The 19,884-nt window shown below is 52.5% G+C and carries 21 protein-coding genes, 1 tRNA gene and 1 riboswitch; of the genes, 21 read left to right on the top strand and 1 reads right to left on the bottom strand.

Annotation, left to right across the window (positions count from 1 at the left end):
• The 21 genes from SLIP_RS05905 to SLIP_RS05800 all read left to right on the top strand — a co-directional run bounded on the left by SLIP_RS05905 (position 1) and on the right by SLIP_RS05800 (position 19,600).
• Positions 1 to 753 (top strand): CoA-transferase subunit beta, encoded by a 753-nt coding sequence (locus SLIP_RS05905; RefSeq protein ID WP_013175367.1) that lies wholly within the window; start codon positions 1 to 3, stop codon positions 751 to 753.
• A gap of 260 nt (positions 754 to 1,013) precedes the next feature.
• Positions 1,014 to 1,265, top strand: coding sequence for an AbrB/MazE/SpoVT family DNA-binding domain-containing protein (locus tag SLIP_RS05900; RefSeq protein ID WP_013175366.1), 252 nt, complete (start codon positions 1,014 to 1,016; stop codon positions 1,263 to 1,265).
• Positions 1,249 to 1,674, top strand: coding sequence for a type II toxin-antitoxin system VapC family toxin (locus tag SLIP_RS05895; protein ID WP_013175365.1), 426 nt, complete (start codon positions 1,249 to 1,251; stop codon positions 1,672 to 1,674). Before SLIP_RS05900 ends, SLIP_RS05895 begins: the two co-directional genes overlap by 17 nt.
• 213 nt (positions 1,675 to 1,887) lie before the next feature.
• A complete protein-coding gene (locus SLIP_RS13010) occupies positions 1,888 to 2,709 on the top strand; it encodes a methyl-accepting chemotaxis protein (protein ID WP_013175364.1) in 822 nt (273 codons plus the stop codon).
• Positions 2,710 to 2,849: 140 nt separating this feature from the next.
• A complete protein-coding gene (locus SLIP_RS05885) occupies positions 2,850 to 4,073 on the top strand; it encodes a type IV pilus twitching motility protein PilT (RefSeq protein WP_013175363.1) in 1,224 nt (407 codons plus the stop codon).
• An 82-nt stretch (positions 4,074 to 4,155) separates the two neighbouring features.
• Positions 4,156 to 4,241: riboswitch (cyclic di-GMP riboswitch) on the top strand.
• A gap of 250 nt (positions 4,242 to 4,491) precedes the next feature.
• Positions 4,492 to 5,244 (top strand): prepilin peptidase, encoded by a 753-nt coding sequence (locus SLIP_RS05880; RefSeq protein WP_013175362.1) that lies wholly within the window; start codon positions 4,492 to 4,494, stop codon positions 5,242 to 5,244.
• Positions 5,245 to 5,329: 85 nt separating this feature from the next.
• Complete coding sequence (locus SLIP_RS13005) at positions 5,330 to 5,818, top strand: type II secretion system protein (RefSeq protein WP_013175361.1); 489 nt, start codon at positions 5,330 to 5,332, stop codon at positions 5,816 to 5,818.
• A 192-nt stretch (positions 5,819 to 6,010) separates the two neighbouring features.
• On the top strand, positions 6,011 to 7,714 hold the full coding sequence (locus SLIP_RS05870) for a GspE/PulE family protein (RefSeq protein ID WP_013175360.1): 1,704 nt from the start codon (positions 6,011 to 6,013) through the stop codon (positions 7,712 to 7,714).
• Positions 7,715 to 7,787: 73 nt separating this feature from the next.
• Positions 7,788 to 8,996, top strand: a complete 1,209-nt coding sequence (locus SLIP_RS05865) for a type II secretion system F family protein (protein ID WP_013175359.1) — start codon at positions 7,788 to 7,790, stop codon at positions 8,994 to 8,996.
• Positions 8,997 to 9,006: 10 nt separating this feature from the next.
• Positions 9,007 to 9,483, top strand: a complete 477-nt coding sequence (locus SLIP_RS05860; protein ID WP_013175358.1) for a prepilin-type N-terminal cleavage/methylation domain-containing protein — start codon at positions 9,007 to 9,009, stop codon at positions 9,481 to 9,483.
• Positions 9,483 to 9,863 (top strand): type IV pilus modification PilV family protein, encoded by a 381-nt coding sequence (locus SLIP_RS05855; protein ID WP_242649148.1) that lies wholly within the window; start codon positions 9,483 to 9,485, stop codon positions 9,861 to 9,863. Before SLIP_RS05860 ends, SLIP_RS05855 begins: the two co-directional genes overlap by 1 nt.
• A complete protein-coding gene (locus SLIP_RS05850; RefSeq protein WP_169303751.1) occupies positions 9,853 to 10,506 on the top strand; it encodes a type II secretion system protein in 654 nt (217 codons plus the stop codon). Before SLIP_RS05855 ends, SLIP_RS05850 begins: the two co-directional genes overlap by 11 nt.
• Positions 10,507 to 10,600: 94 nt before the next feature.
• Positions 10,601 to 12,316, top strand: a complete 1,716-nt coding sequence (locus tag SLIP_RS05845; RefSeq protein WP_013175355.1) for a chitobiase/beta-hexosaminidase C-terminal domain-containing protein — start codon at positions 10,601 to 10,603, stop codon at positions 12,314 to 12,316.
• 10 nt (positions 12,317 to 12,326) lie between these two features.
• Positions 12,327 to 13,244, top strand: coding sequence for a type IV pilus biogenesis protein PilM (pilM, locus tag SLIP_RS05840; protein ID WP_013175354.1), 918 nt, complete (start codon positions 12,327 to 12,329; stop codon positions 13,242 to 13,244).
• A 4-nt stretch (positions 13,245 to 13,248) separates the two neighbouring features.
• Positions 13,249 to 13,818, top strand: coding sequence for a PilN domain-containing protein (locus SLIP_RS05835; protein ID WP_013175353.1), 570 nt, complete (start codon positions 13,249 to 13,251; stop codon positions 13,816 to 13,818).
• Positions 13,819 to 13,855: 37 nt separating this feature from the next.
• Positions 13,856 to 14,650, top strand: a complete 795-nt coding sequence (gene pilO, locus SLIP_RS05830; RefSeq protein WP_013175352.1) for a type 4a pilus biogenesis protein PilO — start codon at positions 13,856 to 13,858, stop codon at positions 14,648 to 14,650.
• 265 nt (positions 14,651 to 14,915) lie between these two features.
• The gene (locus SLIP_RS05825; RefSeq protein WP_013175351.1) at positions 14,916 to 15,608 is read left to right on the top strand and encodes a TIGR00266 family protein; all 693 of its coding nucleotides are present in this window, start codon (positions 14,916 to 14,918) and stop codon (positions 15,606 to 15,608) included.
• Positions 15,609 to 15,626: 18 nt separating this feature from the next.
• On the top strand, positions 15,627 to 16,307 hold the full coding sequence (locus SLIP_RS05820; RefSeq protein ID WP_013175350.1) for a TIGR00266 family protein: 681 nt from the start codon (positions 15,627 to 15,629) through the stop codon (positions 16,305 to 16,307).
• Between the two features lie 540 nt (positions 16,308 to 16,847).
• Entirely contained in the window at positions 16,848 to 17,861 is a 1,014-nt protein-coding gene (locus SLIP_RS05810) for an ABC transporter substrate-binding protein (protein WP_013175349.1), read from the top strand.
• Positions 17,862 to 17,883: 22 nt separating this feature from the next.
• Positions 17,884 to 18,813: an ABC transporter permease gene (locus tag SLIP_RS05805; protein ID WP_013175348.1), complete on the top strand. Its 930-nt coding sequence runs from the start codon at positions 17,884 to 17,886 to the stop codon at positions 18,811 to 18,813.
• Entirely contained in the window at positions 18,806 to 19,600 is a 795-nt protein-coding gene (locus SLIP_RS05800) for an ABC transporter ATP-binding protein (protein WP_013175347.1), read from the top strand. The genes SLIP_RS05805 and SLIP_RS05800 overlap by 8 nt, the downstream gene beginning before the upstream one ends.
• A gap of 200 nt (positions 19,601 to 19,800) precedes the next feature.
• Here SLIP_RS05800 and SLIP_RS05795 read toward each other — a convergent pair.
• Positions 19,801 to 19,876, bottom strand: a tRNA-Trp gene (locus SLIP_RS05795).
• Positions 19,877 to 19,884: the final 8 nt, after the last annotated feature.

Genomic DNA, 19,884 nt, shown 5'->3' with positions numbered 1-19,884 from the left:
ATGGAATATGGCAAGGACTACGGCAAAGCGGAAATGATGGCGGTAGCCATCATTCGTGAGATTCAAGACGGGGATATTGTATTCCATGGCCTGGCTTCGCCGACTCCCATGGTAGCGATGAAGGCTGCAAAAGCTCTAGGCAAAGACTTCACTTATGTCACTTTAAGTGACGGGGTTGACCACAACTGGCAAAACCCGCCATACGTGGCTTCGACTCTTACGGCTAACACTTACGAGGGTTCGGTGGCTACTTTCGGACTGGATGAGATATTCGACCTCTATGCTTCAGGGAAAGGCGATATCGCGTTTCTGTCCTGTTTGCAGATGGACAAGTCCGGGCGTATTGCGATGTCGGTTTTAGGCGGAAAAGACTATGACCATCCCAAGCTGAGAGGGCCAGGTGGAGCAGGGAGCGCTACTTTGACCCCTGTTACTAAGCGTACGATCATTTGGAAGCCGCAGCATGATACCAGAACTTTTGTGCCCCACGTACAGTTTGCTACCACTGCTCCGGCTGTAGATAAGCCGTTCACGGTAATAACGCCACTGTGCATATTCCGAAAGCCGGCCGGAGAGAAGTTTCTCAAGTTAGACTGCATATTCCCGTACACTACAGTCGAAGAAGTAAAAGCGAATACGGGTTGGGAAATCGAAGAAACAGACGTACCAGTAGTGCCTCCTCCCACTGAGGAAGAACTCAAGGCATTGAAGAAGGTTGACCCCAACGGGATACTCTACTACGAGTTTAAATAACCAGCCCCTACTATACCATAGCTTGAGAGCTCATTCCTCCCCATGTACGTTTACTTTCCCAGGCAGACCTCAGAGGGTCTGCCTTTTTTTTATGAAAAGAAACCCAAGCGCGTCTGGAAAAATGGGAGTGCTAGAAGTTGGGGAGGACCGCAAGTGGGAGCCGAAAAGCTGATATGTGTCTGTTGCCATCCCTTAGGTAGAAAAGGTTGTGCCTCGGGAAAAGCTGTCTTACAATGAAAGTAAGAAAGGGGGTATTGGTCATGTCGATAGTCCGATTGTCTTCAAAAGGACAGCTAGTTCTTCCTAAGAAAATAAGGGAACATCTTGGGCTTAAGCCCGGCGAACAGTTGAAAGTAGATTTAATCGGGGGCAGGATAATTCTTGAACCCGTTGAGCCGCTAACCGAAACCGACTGGCACCGCTGGAAGGGGGCCTTGAAAGGAGATCAGGCACTTCAGGGACACCTAGAAGAACACAGGCTCGAGGTGGTCGGGGATGATCAAGGTATTTGACGCTTATGCTGTGTTGTGCTGGATGCAGGAGGAACCGGGCGCCTCTTATATAGAAGACCTCATGGAAAAAGCCGAGAAGGGTTCCCTGGATATCCGGATCTCGGCGATTAACATTGGTGAGGTCGTCTATCGTTTGATAAAAGTCGGTCGCGAACAGGATGCCGCCCTGTTCATGTCGGATGTTACCAGGCACGTTTTTCCGTGGAAGGTTATGCCCGCTACAAATGCGCGTGTCTGGGAGGCGGCCAGACTAAAAGGCAGGTACAGCATCTCCTACGCTGACGCATTTGTTCTTGCCCTGGCTAACGAGACGAGAGGAGAAATCGTTACCCGGGATCCTGAAATACTTGAAGCCTGTGAGCATGGTGGCTTCACGTTGGATCCTTTTGCAAAGGGGGACCGTTTTTGACGAGCGAAGAGTTCGACATCTTTTTTGGTGAATGAATCAGGCGAGGGAAGGAATTTGTCGTTGCTGTACAGAAGTATATTGCGTGTTACGTGCAGCGCTGCAGACAAATAGTGTCAAAATATTGTTTATGGCCCTGAAGAACGGGCATAAGAGCCGGGGTAGCATGGCGCGGAGGGGTCTATATGCTAGTAAAGCAGCAAGGGGGGACGGTAAGTGGAAGCGATCGATTTTTGGAGGAACTATGCGGAGATTGGGCGCAGGATTCTTCACTTCTGGGACAGGGCAGTGGCATATGCTTCTGATACCGAGAAATTTACCGTCGTAGAGGAAAAGAACTTTGAGGTGCCCTTCGCTAAAGTGGGAAAGCCGGTTCAAAAAGGGGGCGCTATTGAACGGGCGATGCTTACCAAACAGCCCGTAGTCATCGAGGTAGACGCGTCCGTATATGGTGTGGCTTTAAAGAGCGTTGGCGTACCTGTTTTGGATGACCATGGCAACGCCATCGGGGTTTACGGGATAGCTTTTCCGCGAGATATCGCGGTGAAAACAAGAGAAATGGCCCAGGCTTTTCGGGAAAACATGCACCAGATTGCAGCAGCTATTGAGGAAACGGCAGCTTCGGCTAACGAGATCAACCTGAGCGCCAAGCGGCTGGAGGAAGAGATTCAATCGGCGGTAGAAGCGGTCAGGAAGATTGAAGAGATAGCGGGAGCTATCAGGCAGATCGCGGCGGAGTCTAAAATGCTTGGTCTCAATGCGGCTATTGAAGCAGCCCGCGCTGGGGAACAGGGTCGGGGTTTTGCGGTTGTAGCAGACGAAGTCCGTAAACTGGCGGAGGAGTCAAGAAGCCTGGTAGACACGGCTCAAGCCATGACCAAGAGCATACACGAGGTCACAGAACACCTAGGAGATTACGTAAACCAGATGGTGAGGGGTACCGAGGAGCAGGCGGCGGCAGCAGAAGAGATCACCGCTTCAGTAGAGGAGGTAGCCTCCCTTTCGGAGCAGCTGGAGGAGATTGCGGCCAAGCTGTAGCATTACGCCGCTCAAACTGGCAATGACTGTAAATAGGTTCGATCCTTTGGTCGTATGTATTCTGATAGACGTCGAACCTGTAGTTGCGCTGGTTAGAGAGACGCCTCTTTATAGGGGTTGATAAACAGGGGGTTGGTGTTTTGCCGGATGAGCGTCAAGAAGCGGAGCACGATGTCACAGGGGGTCCAGCAGGAAGAGGATACAAAAGAGAATCGTTTTTTCACGACCTTCTTGTATGCGCGGTACGGCTGGGGGCCGCCGATATTCACCTCACCGTGGGTAAGCCTCCGGTAGTGAGGCTGAACGGAGTCCTTTGGGACCTCGGAGACCTGGCGGCCAGAGGCCCGGACGAAGGCCGCAGGGAAGTTGGACAATTTTTACATATGTGGCCCGAGGCTGGCCATGCCCTGAATCCGGTGCAAACCGAAGAAATTGCCACCTGTTTGGTAGCGGATTCCCGCCGCTCCGAGGAGATGAAGAAGAAAGGCAACGCCGATATCGCGGTGTCGCTCCCTGGGCTTTCGCGGTTTCGGGTAAACGTATACCGGCAGCGAGGAAGTTTCGCTGTGGCCTGCCGGGTTTTGGCCAGCAGAATACCTACGGCCGAAGAACTCTTCCCCTGCACGCCTTCAGTGGGTCTGGTGGTGCGGCGGCTGGCCGAACTGCCGCGGGGGTTGGTATTGGTAACCGGGCCTACCGGCTCGGGCAAATCGACTACTCTGGCGGCTATGGTCAATCACATCAACGTAAACTTTAAGAAGCACATAATAACCCTCGAAGACCCGATCGAGTACTTGCACCGGCATAAAAAGAGTATTGTGAACCAGCGTGAGGTAGGAGAAGACGTGGAGAGTTTTGCCGAAGGATTGAGGGCTGCCCTGCGCGAAGACCCCGACGTTATAATGGTAGGTGAGATGCGGGACCTGGAAACGATAGCTACCGCTATTACCGCAGCCGAAACCGGGCACCTGGTTCTGTCCACCCTGCATACCAATACGGCGGCGGAGACGGTGGAGCGTATAATCGATGCTTTTCCTCCGCACCAGCAATCCCAGGTTAGAGCCCAGCTGGCTTCAGTGCTGCAGGGAGTTATATCTCAACAGTTACTCCCGCGCCTGGACGGGCAGGGACTGGTGTGTGCAGCCGAGGTGTTGGTAGTCACCCACGCGGCGAGAGCACTGATCAGAGAAGGTAAGACCCATCAAGTGCCTTCAATCATTGAAACGGGAGCTCAGGAAGGGATGATACCTCTGGATCGTGCCTTGGCCGAACTGGTGAGAATGGGTGTGATCACAGAGGAGCGGGCAAGGGAAAGAGCTGCCGATTCCCGCCTGCTTTCCAGGTATCTGGAAAGGCGAGGTTAGGGACGGGCTGGTCCATATAATGAAACGGTTGCCAGGGTAGCCAGAATGCGGTTATAATATCGTGGAAGTAGCCTGAATACATAACAACTAAGGGCAAACTCACCGAAAGGTGAGGGCGCAAAGCCTCGGGCCTAAGGGCGAGGAGTCTATGGCGGCCGGGTTGCCTTAGGAAATTAACCCCAGAATTCCTAAGTACAGCGTAGCATATCTTAGGTTCTGGGGTTTTGTGTTATAGACGACACTGATTTATGAATTAGACGCTGATTAACGCTGATGAATAACTGGTGAGAAAATAATTCGGAGATGGAATCTTACGCGTATTAGATCCAGCACTGTTTGATAATAAGGTTAACTTTTTAGAAAAGACCATTGTTAATCTACGCCTATCAGCAGACGAACAAAGGGGAGGGGAGTGCAGTTGGGGACGGGTTTGTTGGTTTTTTTGCTGGGCCTGTCGGTCGGGAGTTTTCTCAACGTCTGCATCGAACGCCTACCTAAGGGAGAATCCGTGATATCCCCCCCTTCACACTGCGCCGCCTGCGGGCACAGGTTAGGGTTATTGGACCTTATCCCGGTGCTCAGCTACTTTTATCTCAAAGGCAGGTGCCGTTACTGCCAAACCTCCTTTTCCCTGCAATACCCGATGGTCGAGATGATAACCGGGTTGCTCTTTGCCGGTGCCTGGGCGCGGTTCGGGTACTCCTGGAATGTCCTACTCGCCTGGGTGTTGGTGTCCTGCCTAACCGTCATCACCGTGGCCGACCTGAAACACATGGTCATACCGGACGAAGTCATCATCTTTGCTCTGGTGACAGGTGGAATTTTGCTGTACCTGGATTCTTGGGCCCGGTTGAAATGGGGCCTGGCATCAGGGCTAGGGGCCGCCAATTTCCTGGCGCTGGTAATCCTCGTGTCCAGGGGAGGTATGGGCTGGGGAGATGTCAAACTGGCAGGAGTTTTGGGTCTGTTCCTGGGCGTGGGCGGCACCTTGGTGGGGCTTTTTGTGGCTTTTGTTGCCGGAGCCCTGGTCGGCTTATCGCTGGTAGTCGCAGGCAGAAAAGGTGCCAAGGATCTCATACCCTTTGGCCCTTTTTTATCCCTCGGGGGCCTGGTGGCCTTTTTCTGGGGACAGGAAATTGTCGACTGGTACCTGAAGCTGCTGGTGCCGTAGTGAAGGGGGTGAGACTCAGAGGGAACCTGACGGGGAATAAGGATATCGGTAAGCTTCAGGCAATTTAAGAAAAGGAGGAGATGTTATGTCACTGTCGAAAATTAGGAGAAAAAAGCAAAAAGGATTCACGTTAATCGAACTGATGATAGTCATCGCGGTTATAGCGATATTGGCGGCGGTGTTGATTCCCAGGTCCGGCGTAGTACAGAAGTCCGCGAAAGAGGCCGGCGTACAGGCTAACATGAGATTGGTACAAGCGATAATGGAGGGCATGTCGAGCAAGACATATGATAGCGACAATGATTTTAGGGAGGCTCTCGTAACGAGAATAAACAACTCGAATGCTCTTCAAAACCCATTTACAGGTAAAAAGGGTGCTATCGATCTAGGAGACCTCAGCACAGCTTCAGACTCTACTAAGGCTGTAAACGTTAGTGGCGGAGAAGCACCTTCGAATGGACCGAAGGGATTAGTATGGGTTCAGGTTTTAGAAGATAGTAATGGTCTTTTAACCAAAGTCATTACTGGTTATGATGCAAATGGGAACACGCTTGATTCCGTAACGGTGGACTGAAAATCGAACATGGCTTTTTCGTGGATTCTGTCATACGACGTGGGAAGTTGCATGGGTTTTTGAAAATAGACATCTGTGACGGGACAAGAATGAATGTTTTATCTTTTTGTTTGTATTTTGTTTTTCCATCATGCGCCAACGTAGTTGCTGTTTAAGCAATAGTGTCTAAAATGAGATTGCCAATACGATTGGGTGAAGGTATTGGGTACACAAGGAGTTAAGAGCAGACTTAAACTTGGCGAAATCTTACTTCAAGCCGGAGTCATAACCGAAGACCAGCTTAAGCAGGCTCTGGAGCTGCAGAAGCAAGCAGGGCCGGGCCAGCGGCTGGGGGATATCCTGGTAAAGAACGGTTTTGTTACGGAAGCCGAGCTGGCCAGGGCCTTGGAAGAACAGCTGGGGATAAGGAGCGTTGATCTCAAGATTGCTCCGATCGACGTGGAAGCGGCGCGCAGGATTCCGGAAAATCTGGCGCGCCGCCACACGGCCATCCCTGTCCAGGTGGTAGACGGTGCTCTTATCGTGGCCATGAAGGACCCCCTGGACATGCTGGCGGTGCAGGACATCCGCCTGGTAACGGGCATGCCAGTAACTCCGCTGCTGGCCTCAGAAAAGGACATCCTGGACACCATCGAAAACGTGTTTTCCCAGCGAAGGGCGGCTGAGCAGGCGGCCCGCGACGCGTCCAGGATGCAGGAAGAGGCTGCAGCCCAGGCGGCAGCAACTCTCGATATCGAGAGCGCGCCTGCGGTGAGGCTAGTGAATTCTTTAATCGAAAACGCGGTCCGGAGCCGGGCCAGCGACATACATATAGAGCCCAGCGAGAAGCGGATGCGGGTGAGGAACCGGGTGGACGGAGTTCTCCACGAAGTATTGAGTACGGATATACGGGCCCACGCTCCGGTTGTGAGCCGCATCAAGGTTATGGCCGGCCTCAACATCGCGGAAAAAAGGATACCCCAGGATGGAAAGATAGTAACCCGGGTGGACGGGCGGCCTATAGACCTGAGGGTTGCTACCATGCCGACCGCCTACGGAGAAAAGGTGGCCATCAGGATTCTCGACCGGGCTTCTTTTTTTATCGATAAATCTCAGCTGGGGCTGAGCCTGGAAGATATAGAAAAATTCAACCGGCTGGTGAGCCGCCCCTGGGGTATAATTCTGGTAACGGGGCCTACCGGCAGCGGTAAGACCACGACCCTGTACGCGATGCTGGCCGAGATGGACTCGGAACGAAAGAACATCGCCACTCTAGAAGATCCTATCGAATACGACATGGAAGGGATAAGCCAAACCCAGATCAACGTTCAGGCCGGGCTGACTTTTGCCAGCGGGCTGCGGACCATGCTGCGGCAGGACCCTGATATTATAATGGTAGGAAAAATACGGGACGAAGAAACCGCGGAAATCGCGGCCAGGGCAGCATTGACCGGGCACCTGGTGCTCTCGACGCTTCACACCAACGATGCCGCGAGCACCGTTGTCCGGCTTATGGATATGGGGCTCATGCCCTACCTCATCTCATCTGCCTTGGCCGGGGTTGTAGCCCAGCGCCTGGTGCGAAAAGTCTGTCCCGACTGCAGAAAAGAATACGATGCGGGTCCCGAAGAAAAAAGGATGCTGGGAATGCCTGAAGACGAGCCTCTGCTGCTGGTGCGATCCGGGGGCTGTGTAGCCTGCCGGGGAACCGGCTACCGGGGCCGAACCGGCGTTTTCGAGATCATGGAAGTTGACGGGGAGCTGAGAAAGCTCATCAACCGCGGGGTATCGGCCGACGAAGTGCGCGAGGCGGCGTTACTCAAGGGCATGGTGCCCCTGTGGGAAGACTGCAGGCGCAAGGTGCTGGAAGGAATCACCACCTTAGAAGAGGCCCTGCGGGTCACGAGTTCTTACTAAAGGTAGTGGTCGCCGCCGGGATTTGACTCGGTTCTGTCGACAGCTCGATTACCGAAGGGGAGCTGGGCAAAAAGTGCCGGAGTTCAGTTATGCGGGAGTAAACGCCGCTGGGCACCTGGAACAGGGTGTACTGCAGGCAGATAGTGCGGTCATGGCTGAGTCACTGCTGCGGGAGAAGGGAATCCTGCCGGTTTATGTCAGAAGCAAGGCTTGGTGGCTGCAGTGGAGAGCGCCGGTTACCAAGAAAATAGGGTCCCAGTCCCTGGCCGTTTTGTGCCGGCAGATGGCCATGGTTCTGCGATCGGGGATGGGTGTGAGCGATGGACTGGAGCTGGTCAGCCGCCAGGTCAGCGACAGGCTCTTGCGAAGGGAGGCTCTGCGGTTGTACCGCGAGGTCTTGAGCGGCAGGAGTTTGTCGGAAGCCATGATGGCGGAGGACAGCCTGATACCCGGTTTGTTGGCCAGGATGGTGGCCACCGGAGAAGCTTCGGGTAACTTGGAGCAGATACTGCACAACATGAGCCAGTACTACCAGCAGCGGTACGAGACGGAGAAGCGGGTGAAAGGGGCATTGATATACCCGGCCCTGCTGATGGTAGTGGGCATCGGCCTCTTGGCTTATGTTTTTGCTTTCTTGATTCCCCAGGTTGAGAGCTTGCTCCATTCGGCAGGGGCAAGACTGCCTTTAGTGACGAGGATTATTCTGGGCATCACGCATTTTTTGCAGAACCATTTCCTGGCTCTAACCGTGGTACTGGTAGCGGTGCTATTGGCGGGGACCTTATACCTGGCTACTCCTCAGGGCAAGTTTCTCTGGGATCGAACCGTAGCCAAACTACCTCTAGTTGGAAACGTAGTCAGGAACGTGGTTACAGTTCGTTTTGCCAGTACGGCGGCCATGGTATTTAGGAGTGGCATACCGGTATTGCCAGCTTTGGAGCTCCTGCGGGAAAACGCTGGCAACGAGGTGGCGGCAAGGGCTTTGGACAAAGCGGTGGAAGGGGTAAGACGCGGCGATACGATAGCCTACCACCTGGCAACTACTGGCTATTTTGACCCCCTGGTCGTACAAATGATAAGGGTAGGCGAAGAAACCGGCAGTCTGGACGAGATCATGCAGCAGATGGCGGATTTTTACGAAAAAGAGGCCCAAACCGGTATAGCCCAACTCATGAGCCTTTTGGAACCGGTCATGGTATTGATCATGGGGCTAGTAGTCGGCACCATCGTTCTTTCGGTTATGTTTCCGCTTTTTGACCTGGTGTCTTCTTTTAAACGCTGAGGAGTTGTCTATGAAGTCTCTTCATCGTGGCTTTAGTTTGCTGGAACTCCTTCTGGTCATCGGGCTCCTGTGCCTGGTGATAGCGGTGGCCGTGCCCAATTTCAAGCCGGTGCTGCATGAAGCCGACCTGGAACAGTCGGTGCGGGTGCTGGAGGTCGACCTGGGATGGGCCCGGGCGGCGGCCCGTGCCGCAAAGACGCGGGTGTGCGTACGGTTCGACGAAAGGGGCTACTCGGTGTACAAAGAGAACGGAGGCCTGCAAGAAGAGCTGCGCAGGCGTGAATGGCCCGGCGCCGCGACGTTGGAAAGCCTAAACCCGGCTTTGAGCGGTAACGTATTCGGGTTTAACGAACGGGGACGGCCGATTACCGCGGACGGTTCGGAACTCACTCATGAGATCACCATAACGGTCGGCAGTGCTGGCAGCAGCCGGGCTCAGGTGAAAGTGAAACCTTATACCGGCAGGGTGGAGGTCGTATATCCGTGATGGCAAGAAAAAGGCGTGGCGGGTTTACTCTAATAGAGGTGTTGATCGCGGTAGGTGTACTGGCGGCGGTCTTGACTGTAATGACCGGGATGGTAAAGGTTGCTTACCAGCTCCTAGGTGACAGCTGCCGCGAATTACAGAGAGCATATACCGAGAGATCTGTGCTGGAGATAGCTGCCGTGCTGGCCGCATCTGGAAAACTTTCCTCACAAGGCGGCGAGGTGTGGGTGTACCCGCTCAAGATTCGGGAGAAAGGGGTAGAAAAGGATCTTTTGTTTTATGAGGGACCTTATCCCAAAGAATGGAAGGCGAAGATAAAGTACGAAGGGAACCGTGTTTCAGCAGAGATTTACGGCAGAAATGACGAAAATGATTACTAGTGAGAAGATGCTTGCTAAAGAAAGGAATAGAAAATTAACTGAAGGGACTGGCAGCCACCATAACCGTTCGTCACGCGGCTTCACTCTGTTAGAGGTAATGCTGGTGCTAGCGGTTTTGGCAGTAGTATTGGGGATAGTGGGAGGGATATTGAAGGCGTACTTCGGCATGCTTTTTTCATTTTTGGTCGAACGGGAAAACATAGCCGAAGCAAGGGCAGCCATGGAGGCGATTGTTGACGTTTTAGATGAAGCGCGCAGAGAACGCAAGTGGACTCTGGAGGTTGACCCGACCGGGACTAAGATATTAGGAAGAGAAGGAGAAGGAGAGCCGCACCAAGTGCTGAGCATAGACGAGGACCATTCCGCGGAATGCCGGTTATACAGGGGTAGCGACCGGTCTCTTTATCGCTATGACGAAAACGAAGGCGACTGGCTGGAAGTGGCAAAATACGTTGATAGCCTTGAGGTTTCTACGGTGTTAGGCACGGATATAAAGCCGTACATAGATGGGGGTTCGGAGGTATTAGAACTTCCTGACGATGCTGTTTTTTTCCGTGTTACAGTCGAAACGGATAAAGAAGGCAGTGGCGAAGCGGCCTGCAGGGTAACGACCTATGTGTACTCGGGTTGGATCAGCGATTGAAGTTGGCATTTATCTTCTCCGATATGCTTTTGGCTAGACAATGAGTAACGCACTGCTGGGCCTGCGAACAGGGTGCAAGCGAGGGGTACGAGGTATGCTGAAACCGCGAAACCACAGTACAAGAGGCGCAGCCCTGGTGATGGTCATCATTATAACCTTGATACTCTTAAGTATTGGGACCACAATGCTGGTGGTCAGTTCCGGAGATCTGCATACCAGCCGCACCATTACTGGTATTGACGATACTAGGATAGTTCCTCCGTGTACTGTGGAGCCGCCTGAAGCCGACCCGCCGCCCGGCACTTATGACCGACGCCTGGATGTAGCTCTGACATCGACGTTACCTGGAGTGTCGATCTACTATACTACTGACGGTGAGGATCCGACTCCCCAGAGTCAGCTGTACGTGGAGCCTATAACGATAGCAACTTCTACTACTGTAAAAGCAATAGCGGTTAAAGACGGCATAACCAGTACGATTGCGGTATTCGAGTACGTTATATTGAGGCCGGCGACTCCCGAAGCATCGCCCCCGCCAGGGTACTATGCACAACCGCAAACGGTTACGCTTTCAACTACGACCCCGGGAGCCGTAATCCATTACACGCTGAATGGCGAGGATCCGACTACAGACAGCCCGGTGTATGTAGGACCTATTACTATAGGAATATCGACAACCATTAAGGCCATAGCAGTAAAAAACGGCCTGCAAAGCGATATCGCTCAATTCAGCTACGACATAGGTACCGGGTTTGCTTTCATAGACCGCGACTATGACAACCGTTATGATCCGGGCGAAGAGATCGTGCCCAGGCAACGTCTGGAGAGTGGGCAGGTATTGGCAACCCCTTACCGGCTGGTAATCCCGCAGGGGGTAGGGACCATTAGCCCGTCCTGGTTTACGAAGGTAGACTACCGAGCTGGCAACGGTATTGTTATTGGAAAAGGGGTAGAAATAAATACCTGGCTGGCTCCGATCTGCCTTGACGGGGGGAGCGGCCCAGTGATTATCGATCAGGCCCGGGTAGGCAATGAAACGCCGTTGTTTGGTACAACCGCTGTGACGTTAAAAGGAGGAACGGTTACTGTCTCCGGACAGGGGCAAACCCGGGCGGGGATTTACAGTTCACTGGGAGACATAGCTGTAAATACGGTTTCAGGTCAACTGGCGGTGGAGCGGTCTGACATCAAGGTCGGGTTTGGCGGAATTAGTTTGGACAGCTCAGCAGGTGTGGTCCTTGATAGAGGTAAGATTCAAGCATTTTCAACAGTTAGCATTAACGCCGAAGAACAAATTGAAGTCAGCAGAACAAAGATTTCTTCCCTTTTGGGACAAGCCGTTCTGAATGCCCAAGGAACGGTCCGCCTTTTTGACCCGGGTAATCCTAATGAGAATAGTACTATAGAAGCGGCGTCCGGAATTAAAATAAGCAGCCAAACCGGTGGTATAGAAGCCAAGCATGTCGACTGCACGACTTTTGCGGGCGATGTTTTACTTGACGCCCACGGAGCAATCGACGCCAGCGGCAGCAGTCTTAGGATATCAACGGGCGGAGCTATCCGTATAACCAGTCTCGGCGACATTGACGTTTCCCAGGCGGTGCTAGACGCCGGGTTAACAGGGGAAATAGTTATGACCGCCGGTACGTTGAACCCGCTGCGTTCAATTTATGTAAATCAAGCAGTCTTCAGAGACTGGGATGATAGAGCGCAGGCCTACCCAAGGGATCTCGTCAACAGTATTGCGGTCAAGATAGTAGGGCGTCCGCGGGAGGGCAGCATAACCAACGGTATTATTACCGTTCCTTAGAGGTGACGATATGTTTCGGAGGAACAAGCTTTATATATCACTGGAAGAAAACTGCGTGCGGCTGCTTCTGGGCCGGGCAGATGGCAAGCGTGTGTTTGTCGAGGGGTTTGCTGCCTTGTCTTTGGAGGAAGGCCTGGGGAGAGCACGGGACGCGGGCGATCTCTTCGCGGTAGGGGAACGGATCAAAAACCTTGCTCAGGAACAAGGATTATCGGCGAAACGATACATGGTGGTCCTGGACCGAAGGGGCATTGTGGCGAGAACGGCCCGGGTGCCGGTTCTTAAACCGCGCCTTTTGGACCGGTTTCTGCGTAATGAGATGGGATCGTTCCTGCCGGTGGATCCTGAAGAATACGTTTCAGATTATGCAGTGCTGCAAATGGTAGAAGAGGGAAACGAAAAATACTATCAGGTCTTTCTAGCCGGTGTCCCTCGCTTCATGGTGGAGCAGGTCGGGGTCATGGCCCAGGCGTGGGATGCGTACGTAGAGGCGGTCGAAGTCGCTCCACGCTCCGTATTGAGGCTGTTTCAGCGTTCGTCTCAGCCAGACAGCCTTGTTTTGAACCTCAGAGCGGATGGGGGCTTTGTGATGGTAATGGAAAAACGGGGTTTGTTGGTGTATGCCGATTTGCCGTTCGCCAGCCTTGCTGGGGTTGAGGCGGGCGAAGTGGCGAGGGAGGTAAGGGGTTACTTGGATTTTTATTCATCGCGCAACCAAGGAAAAACCATTGACCAGGTCCGGCTAGCAGGACAAGCAGGCTGTGATGGCGAATGGGTGAGAGAATTGGCCGAATTTTTGCCGGTTCCCGTAGAAATGCTGGCTGCTTCGGGAGTAGGGTTAGCTGTTTGCGGTCGCCGGGCAGAGGCCTTTAGCCAGGCAGAATGTGCGTACGCTGCTTTGATCGGCGCGCTTCTGAGAAAGGGTTGATGAAGTGGCAACGAGGGTAGTAGCCAAAGACGTTAATTTCTTGCCGCAAGCGGTACTCCTGGAAAGGGATAAAAAGAGAAGATTAACACAGCGGCTCAAAACGGCGGTTGTCGCAGGGCTTTTGGCCGGAATAGCCTTTTCTTTGCCATTGTATGTGGAGGCACGCGAACGTTACCAGCTCGAGCTTTTGACTGCTCGTTACCGGGAGCTGGAAAAAGGGCGGCCCTACCGCGAAGAACTGGTAGCCAAGGAAAAACAATACTTCCGGGAAAAGGCGGTCGTGGAAAAACTGAAGAAGGAAAACATCTCGGTGGTTGCTATCATAGACGCCATTTACGATGCTCTTCCACCAGGGCTCTGGGTGACCGATATAGAGGTGGAGGCAGGGAGGGCCGTTCGGCTGAAGTGCGAAGCCACCAGTACCTTGGCTGCTGCCAGGTTCATGGCTGGGCTTGATTCCCTAGGACTATTCGATAGGATCGAAACTAACGAGGTGCCCCTAGGTTCGGGCGTTGCCCAGGTTGAATTTTACCTTTCCCTTAAGGCCGGAGGCGGGAGTTCGCCCCGCAATTGATTTCCGGTGTCACGTCAACTAACCCTGAGGAACGGTGATGGCAGCATTGTTGAAACGCAGGCTTTTTTCATTAGGGTTCGCTGAACAATGGAAGTTGAGGCTTATTTTCGCTATTTTGCTGTCCTTTTTGGGCCTCTGGGCAGCGTATAAATGGTATTTCCATCCTCACCTGAATAACATAAACCGGCTCAAAACTGAACAAGCCGAGATGGGAAAGGCCGTAGCCCGGGCTGAAAAGGAACGCTGGGATGACATCCAAGGGATGCAAAAGGATATCGCGGGCTTCGATGAGAAGCTGGCAGAATTGAGGGAAGTCGTGCCCGATTACCAAGACCTGCCCGGGGTTACGGTTTACATATCAGGGCTGGCTGAAAAATGCGGGGTCAAGCCGGCTTGGAAAGGTGATCGCAAATCAGGAATAAAGATAGAAAAACCGGTCAGCCGCAGCGGCTATACCACCTATGACCTGAAGCTTAATATCTACGGTTCGCCCTACCAGGTATACGCTTTTCTAAAAGGGATAGAAGAAATGCCGAGGTTGGTCCAAATCGAGAACCTGCAGTTGGAAGTCGTGGCGTTCGATAACGTGCTGTGTTCGCTCACCCTGCGGGTCTTTGTTCTTGGTCGGCCGCAAAAAGATCCTGGAAGTTATCCTTTTATGAGTTTTGTGATGCCAAAATCCTGGCCTTATGAAATGCTGAAGCCGTCTGTCCTAGAGCAGGTGAACAGCCAAGGCTCAGCAACTGCTGCACCCCCATCCCCGGTTAATGCTGGAGAGGAGACGGGAGGCGGGTATCCCGGCCCAAGTACGGAGATCAGCAATCCTAAGTAGTTCATCTCTTCTCGCGCTCACAGCATCATGACAATCTATTTGTCCTTGACAACCCGGCTTTCCGCATTGAAAAATCCCTGCATTTTTGGTTATTCTCGTTTTACCCCAAGATAGTGGGGCAGGGTGAACTGAACCGCAATCATGGAGAAAAAAGGAATAAGGGAGCCCTGGTTCCAAGCTTAAAGTTGTGGATTTTGGCCCTTTCGCGCTTCTGTAGACCTGAGCTTGTTTAAGTCACATTTTGTGAAGAATGGAGGGATGGAGGTTGGAACAGGAAATACTCTATTCCCCGGAGTACGCGGTGGCTAAAATCAAGCTGCTCCCGGGAGAGAGCGTGATCGCTGAGCCGGGAGCCATGATCGCCATGACCCCGAACCTAGAAGTAAAAGCAGAATTTGCCCGGGGCGGGGTTTTGAAAAGCATGGCCAGGTCCTTTTTTGGCAAGGAGTCTTTCTTTACCACTACGTTTACCGCTCTGGGAGAAGCCGAACTGGTATTGGGGAGGGGTCAACCGGGTGACATGTGGTGCGTTTCTTTGAATAACGAGACTATCTACGCGCAGTCCGGCGCCTTTGTCGCCTGTACCCCTGGAGTCCATGTCAATGCCGGGTGGGGAGGAGCGAGGGGGTTCTTTGCCGGAAATATGCTATTTCTGCTTGAAATCACGGGAACAGGACTTGTCTGGCTGGCTACTTTCGGCGCTCTCAGGGAGACAACACTCGGGTTAGGAGAAGATTACGTTATCGACACAGGCCACGTAGCGGGGTTCCACGGGAACACGATGTACACGGTGACTTCGGCAGGCGGCTTTAAGTCGTTTCTCACCAGCGGTGAAGGTTTTGTCTGTCGTTTTCGCGGTCCAGGCAAAGTCTGGACCCAGAGCCGCAATGCGGTCGCCTATGCATGGTGGATCGATAAGTACCGTCCGGTCAAGCGCAGCAGCCGAGACCATGATTGATCGTGAGGAGGGAGAAACGTGCAGTTGGAAATTCTTTACCGTCCTTCATATTCTTTGGCGGTGGTGAAGCTTAACCCAGGGGAAGGCATACAGGCGGAACCAGGAGCTATGGTCTCTATGAGCCCTACCATAAGCTTGAAAACGGAAATGAAAGGAGGGTTCATGGGAGCCCTGAAGCGCAAAGTTCTGGGCGGGGAAAGTTTCTTTGTCAGCAACTACGTGGCGGAAGGCGGCAGCGGTGAAGTTACACTGGCACCGGCTGTACCCGGGGACGTAATGGGCCTGGTTCTCAACAACGAGACCTACTTCGTCCAGTCGGGTTCTTACCTGGCAGGTGACACCAGCCTTCAGATCGACACCAAATTCGGAGGAGCCAAAACCTTTTTCGCAGGCGAGGGGCTGTTCCTTCTCAAGATCAGCGGCAGTGGGATGCTGATATTGACCAGTTATGGAGCTATCATGGAGAAAAAACTGGTGCCAGGAGAGAGATACGTAGTGGACACCAGTCATATCGTGGCTTTTCAGTCAACCGTTAATTACTCCATAAAGAAAGCCGCAGCCGGGATAATGAGTACCATCACCAGCGGCGAAGGCCTGGTTTGCGAATATGAAGGTCCCGGCACCATCTTCCTGCAGACCCGCAGCACCCGCGCATTCCTCGACTGGCTGATCCCGCTTTTGCCGGCTAAGGAAGGGTAAAAAACTTGTTTTTGTGGTTTAGCAAACAACGCGCAGACATTATAGGGAATCCCCAAACTCTTTTTCAGTTATTTTGAGCTGTTTTTTGAGAATCCTCTGCCACAAGTGCTTTGGGATCTCCTTGGGAAGCGAGCGAGCTAATTTGGTCCGGAGCACCGTACCACCTAATAAAACCTTTTCATAGTACCAGTGCTCCGTGCTGCGAACCTGACCAACGGTCCCTGATTTGCATGGTTTGCAGATGAATATCTTGTTGACGCACAAAAGAGGTGGGCATACAATCAATTTTAAGAGGTTCAAAATACAGATCGCGAGAAGCTGAGAATAGACCACAGACGAGAGGAGAAGGTATGAGGTGAGAAGAGCATCGGCTGAAAAGATAAAGGCTGGTTCTCGCCGGCCTTTTGTATTTCTCCTTCCTTTAAAGGATAGCTGGCGCCCTTAGGGGGCGCCTAAGTTAGTGTCAACAGGGTTATTACCAATCCTTATCGCACCTGCCATGATAATTGGCTGGGAGATTTTAAAAAAGGGGAAGTGAGCATGATAAAGCGTTGGTTTTCGGCTCTGTTAGCTGTTGCGTTCGGCTTTATGATTCTAATGCTGGCCGGTTGCGGTTCAGGGAATACCTCCAGCACCTCCGGAGACAAAGCGGAAAAGAAAAAATTTACCATCGGTATCGTTCAGATAGTTGAGCATCCATCGCTCAACACCATTAGGGAGTCATTTATCGCTGGCCTGGCCGCCCAAGGGTATAAAGATGGCGATAATGTAGTTATCGATTACCAGAATGCGCAGGGCGATCAGTCCAACCTGAAGAGTATCTGCCAGAGATTTGCTAACAAGAAATACGATCTCATCGTAGCCATAGCTACCCCTTCAGCCCAGGCAGCTGTTGGCGAAACCAAGGATATTCCTATCGTTTTTGCAGCTTGCACTGATCCGGTCGGTTCTGGGCTGGTTGCTGATCTTAACAAGCCGGGGGGTAATGTCACCGGTACTTCTGACGCCGTATCAGCAGAGAAGATAATGGAACTAGCGCAGCGCATTACTCCTGGGTTCAAGACTATTGGGGCTTTATACAACTCAAGTGAAACCAACTCGCTGTCAGTAATCAACAACCTAAAAGAGTACGCGAAGAAACAAGGCCTCCGAGTGGTGGATGCCACGGTTACCAATTCTTCCGAGGTTCAACAGGCTACGGCATCGCTTGTAGGGAAGGTAGATATCATTTTCTCGCCCATCGATAACACCGTAGCCTCTGCGATGCCAGTGGTCACCCAAGTCACAAGAAAAGCTAAGATACCGATGTATGTTGGTGCAGATTCTATGGTCAAAGACGGCGGCCTCGCAACCTACGGCATCAATTATGAGGTGTTGGGGAAAGAAACGGCTGAGATGGCGGTTCAAGTTCTAAAAGGAACGAAACCGGGAGACATTCCGGTTAAAACCATGTCCGACATGGATATCTATGTCAATTTGGAAACCGCTAAGGCGATTGGGGTAACCATCCCTGACGACATTTTAAAGAAAGCTGCAAAGGTTTTCGGTGACTAAGATTTTGAAGGAGATTTACTGAATGACGTTTATAGCCTTTCAGGGGTCGGTTGAGCTCGGAATCATTTACGCCATAATGGCCCTAGGTGTTTTCATATCGTTTCGTACGCTTAACATGCCCGATCTAACGGTAGACGGCAGCTTCACTTTAGGAGCAGCCGTTTCTGCGGTGATGTGTCTCCAGGGCAGCCCTTGGATGGGGCTGCCTCTGGCCTTTGTAGCTGGATGTTTGGCAGGATCGGTAACCGCTCTTTTGCACACCAAATTTAAGATACAGCCTTTATTGTCCGGTATCCTGGTCATGCTGGCTCTCTACTCTGTCAACCTCCGGGTGATGGGGCGAGCCAATATCCCGCTCATCAATTTGAAGACCGTTTTCCATTCCTGGCCCTGGCTGGGTGGGTGGATGAATGAGTACGCCACGCTTTTAGTGCCTAGCGCCCTGCTCGGCCTTATCCTTATACTGCTGTTTTTGTTCTTGAAAACACGCTTCGGATTCGTGCTTAGGGCTACTGGGGACAACCCCCAAATGGTGCGCTTTGTTGGAGTCAACACTGATGTGACTATCCTGGCCGGGTTAGCCCTATCCAACGGGCTAGTAGCTCTATCCGGCTGTCTGATTGCCCAGTATCAACTCTTCGCGGATATCAGCATGGGAGTAGGCATGGTGATTATCGGCCTGGCCTCGGTGATCATCGGGGAAGGCGTCTTCGGGACTAACCCCCTGTTGCGTCGCCTATTGGCAGTAGTGCTTGGGGCTATCGTGTATCGATTGGTTATTGCCATCGCAATGGAGCTCGGTATGCCACCGACCGATCTCAAACTCGTTTCTGCGGTAGTTGTCACTCTGGCTCTGGCGGCTCCGGCCGTTAAGGAGCAATTAGCAGCAACCAGACGACGAGTCCAAGCCCAAGCCAGCAAGAACGGAGGGGAGAACAAGCGCGATGCTTGAGATTCGAGAACTTAGCAAAACGTTTGCCCCTGACAAGGTCAATAAAGAGATAGCCCTCGATAATTTGAGTCTCACCCTCGAGGAAGGCGAGTTCATCACCGTGATTGGCAGCAACGGAGCGGGCAAATCCACCTTGCTCAACTGCATTTCTGGCGTGCATTTACCCGACGCGGGCCGAATAATCCTGGATGGAATGGATATCACCTTCTGGCCCGAGTATAAACGTTCGCGTTATATCGGGCGGGTATTCCAGGATCCTCTCCTCGGCACCGCATTCGACATGACTATAGAGGAAAATTTGGCCATGGCCTATGCGAAAGGCAAGACTCGTGGGCTTCTGCCCGGCGTGCGAAGGAATGAAACCAGGCTGTTCAGGGACAAATTGGCTGAACTCGGCCTGGGATTGGAAGATAGAATACGACAGAAGGTCGGGTTTCTATCGGGCGGAGAAAGACAAGCCCTTACTCTGCTCATGGCTACCATTGTGAGACCGCGCCTGTTGTTGCTCGACGAACACACGGCAGCTTTGGACCCTGCGACTGCCCAGAGGGTGCTTAAACTAACACGGGACATCGTTTTGGAGCATCAACTAACAACCATCATGGTTACGCACAATATGAGGGAAGCCTTGGAATACGGTACTCGTACCGTCATGATGCATAATGGCCGTCTTATACTGGATATTGCGGGTCCTGAACGCGAAAACATGACTGTGGAGAAACTCGTATCCCTCTTTAGCCAGAGAAGCGGAAGCGGGATAGAGAACGATAGAATGCTGCTTGGTTAGACTCTTTTCTTTCTCCTTTCGTGCGCAAAAACCGATTTCGATAGAAGGGTACTCCCACTGTTGAAAAGCGGATCGTCGACTACAATCGCGATGAACCTTCGTGCGGAATGAGAGCCATTCCTAGTTCGTATAATTTGCAAAATAGTAAATCGGCATAAAAGTTAAAACCGCGCCAACCCGCGCGGTTACTTATTTTCATATGGCAGGGGAGAGAGGCCTCGAACCCCCAGCCCTCGGTTTTGGAGACCGATGCTCTGCCAATTGAGCTACTCCCCTGCGAACTA

The sequence above is a fragment of the Syntrophothermus lipocalidus DSM 12680 genome, from assembly GCF_000092405.1.
In the GTDB taxonomy this organism is placed as follows: Bacteria; Bacillota; Syntrophomonadia; order Syntrophomonadales; family Syntrophothermaceae; genus Syntrophothermus; species Syntrophothermus lipocalidus.
The sequence above is the reverse complement of the archived record's forward strand: the minus strand, read 5'-3'. Positions and strand labels throughout refer to the sequence as shown.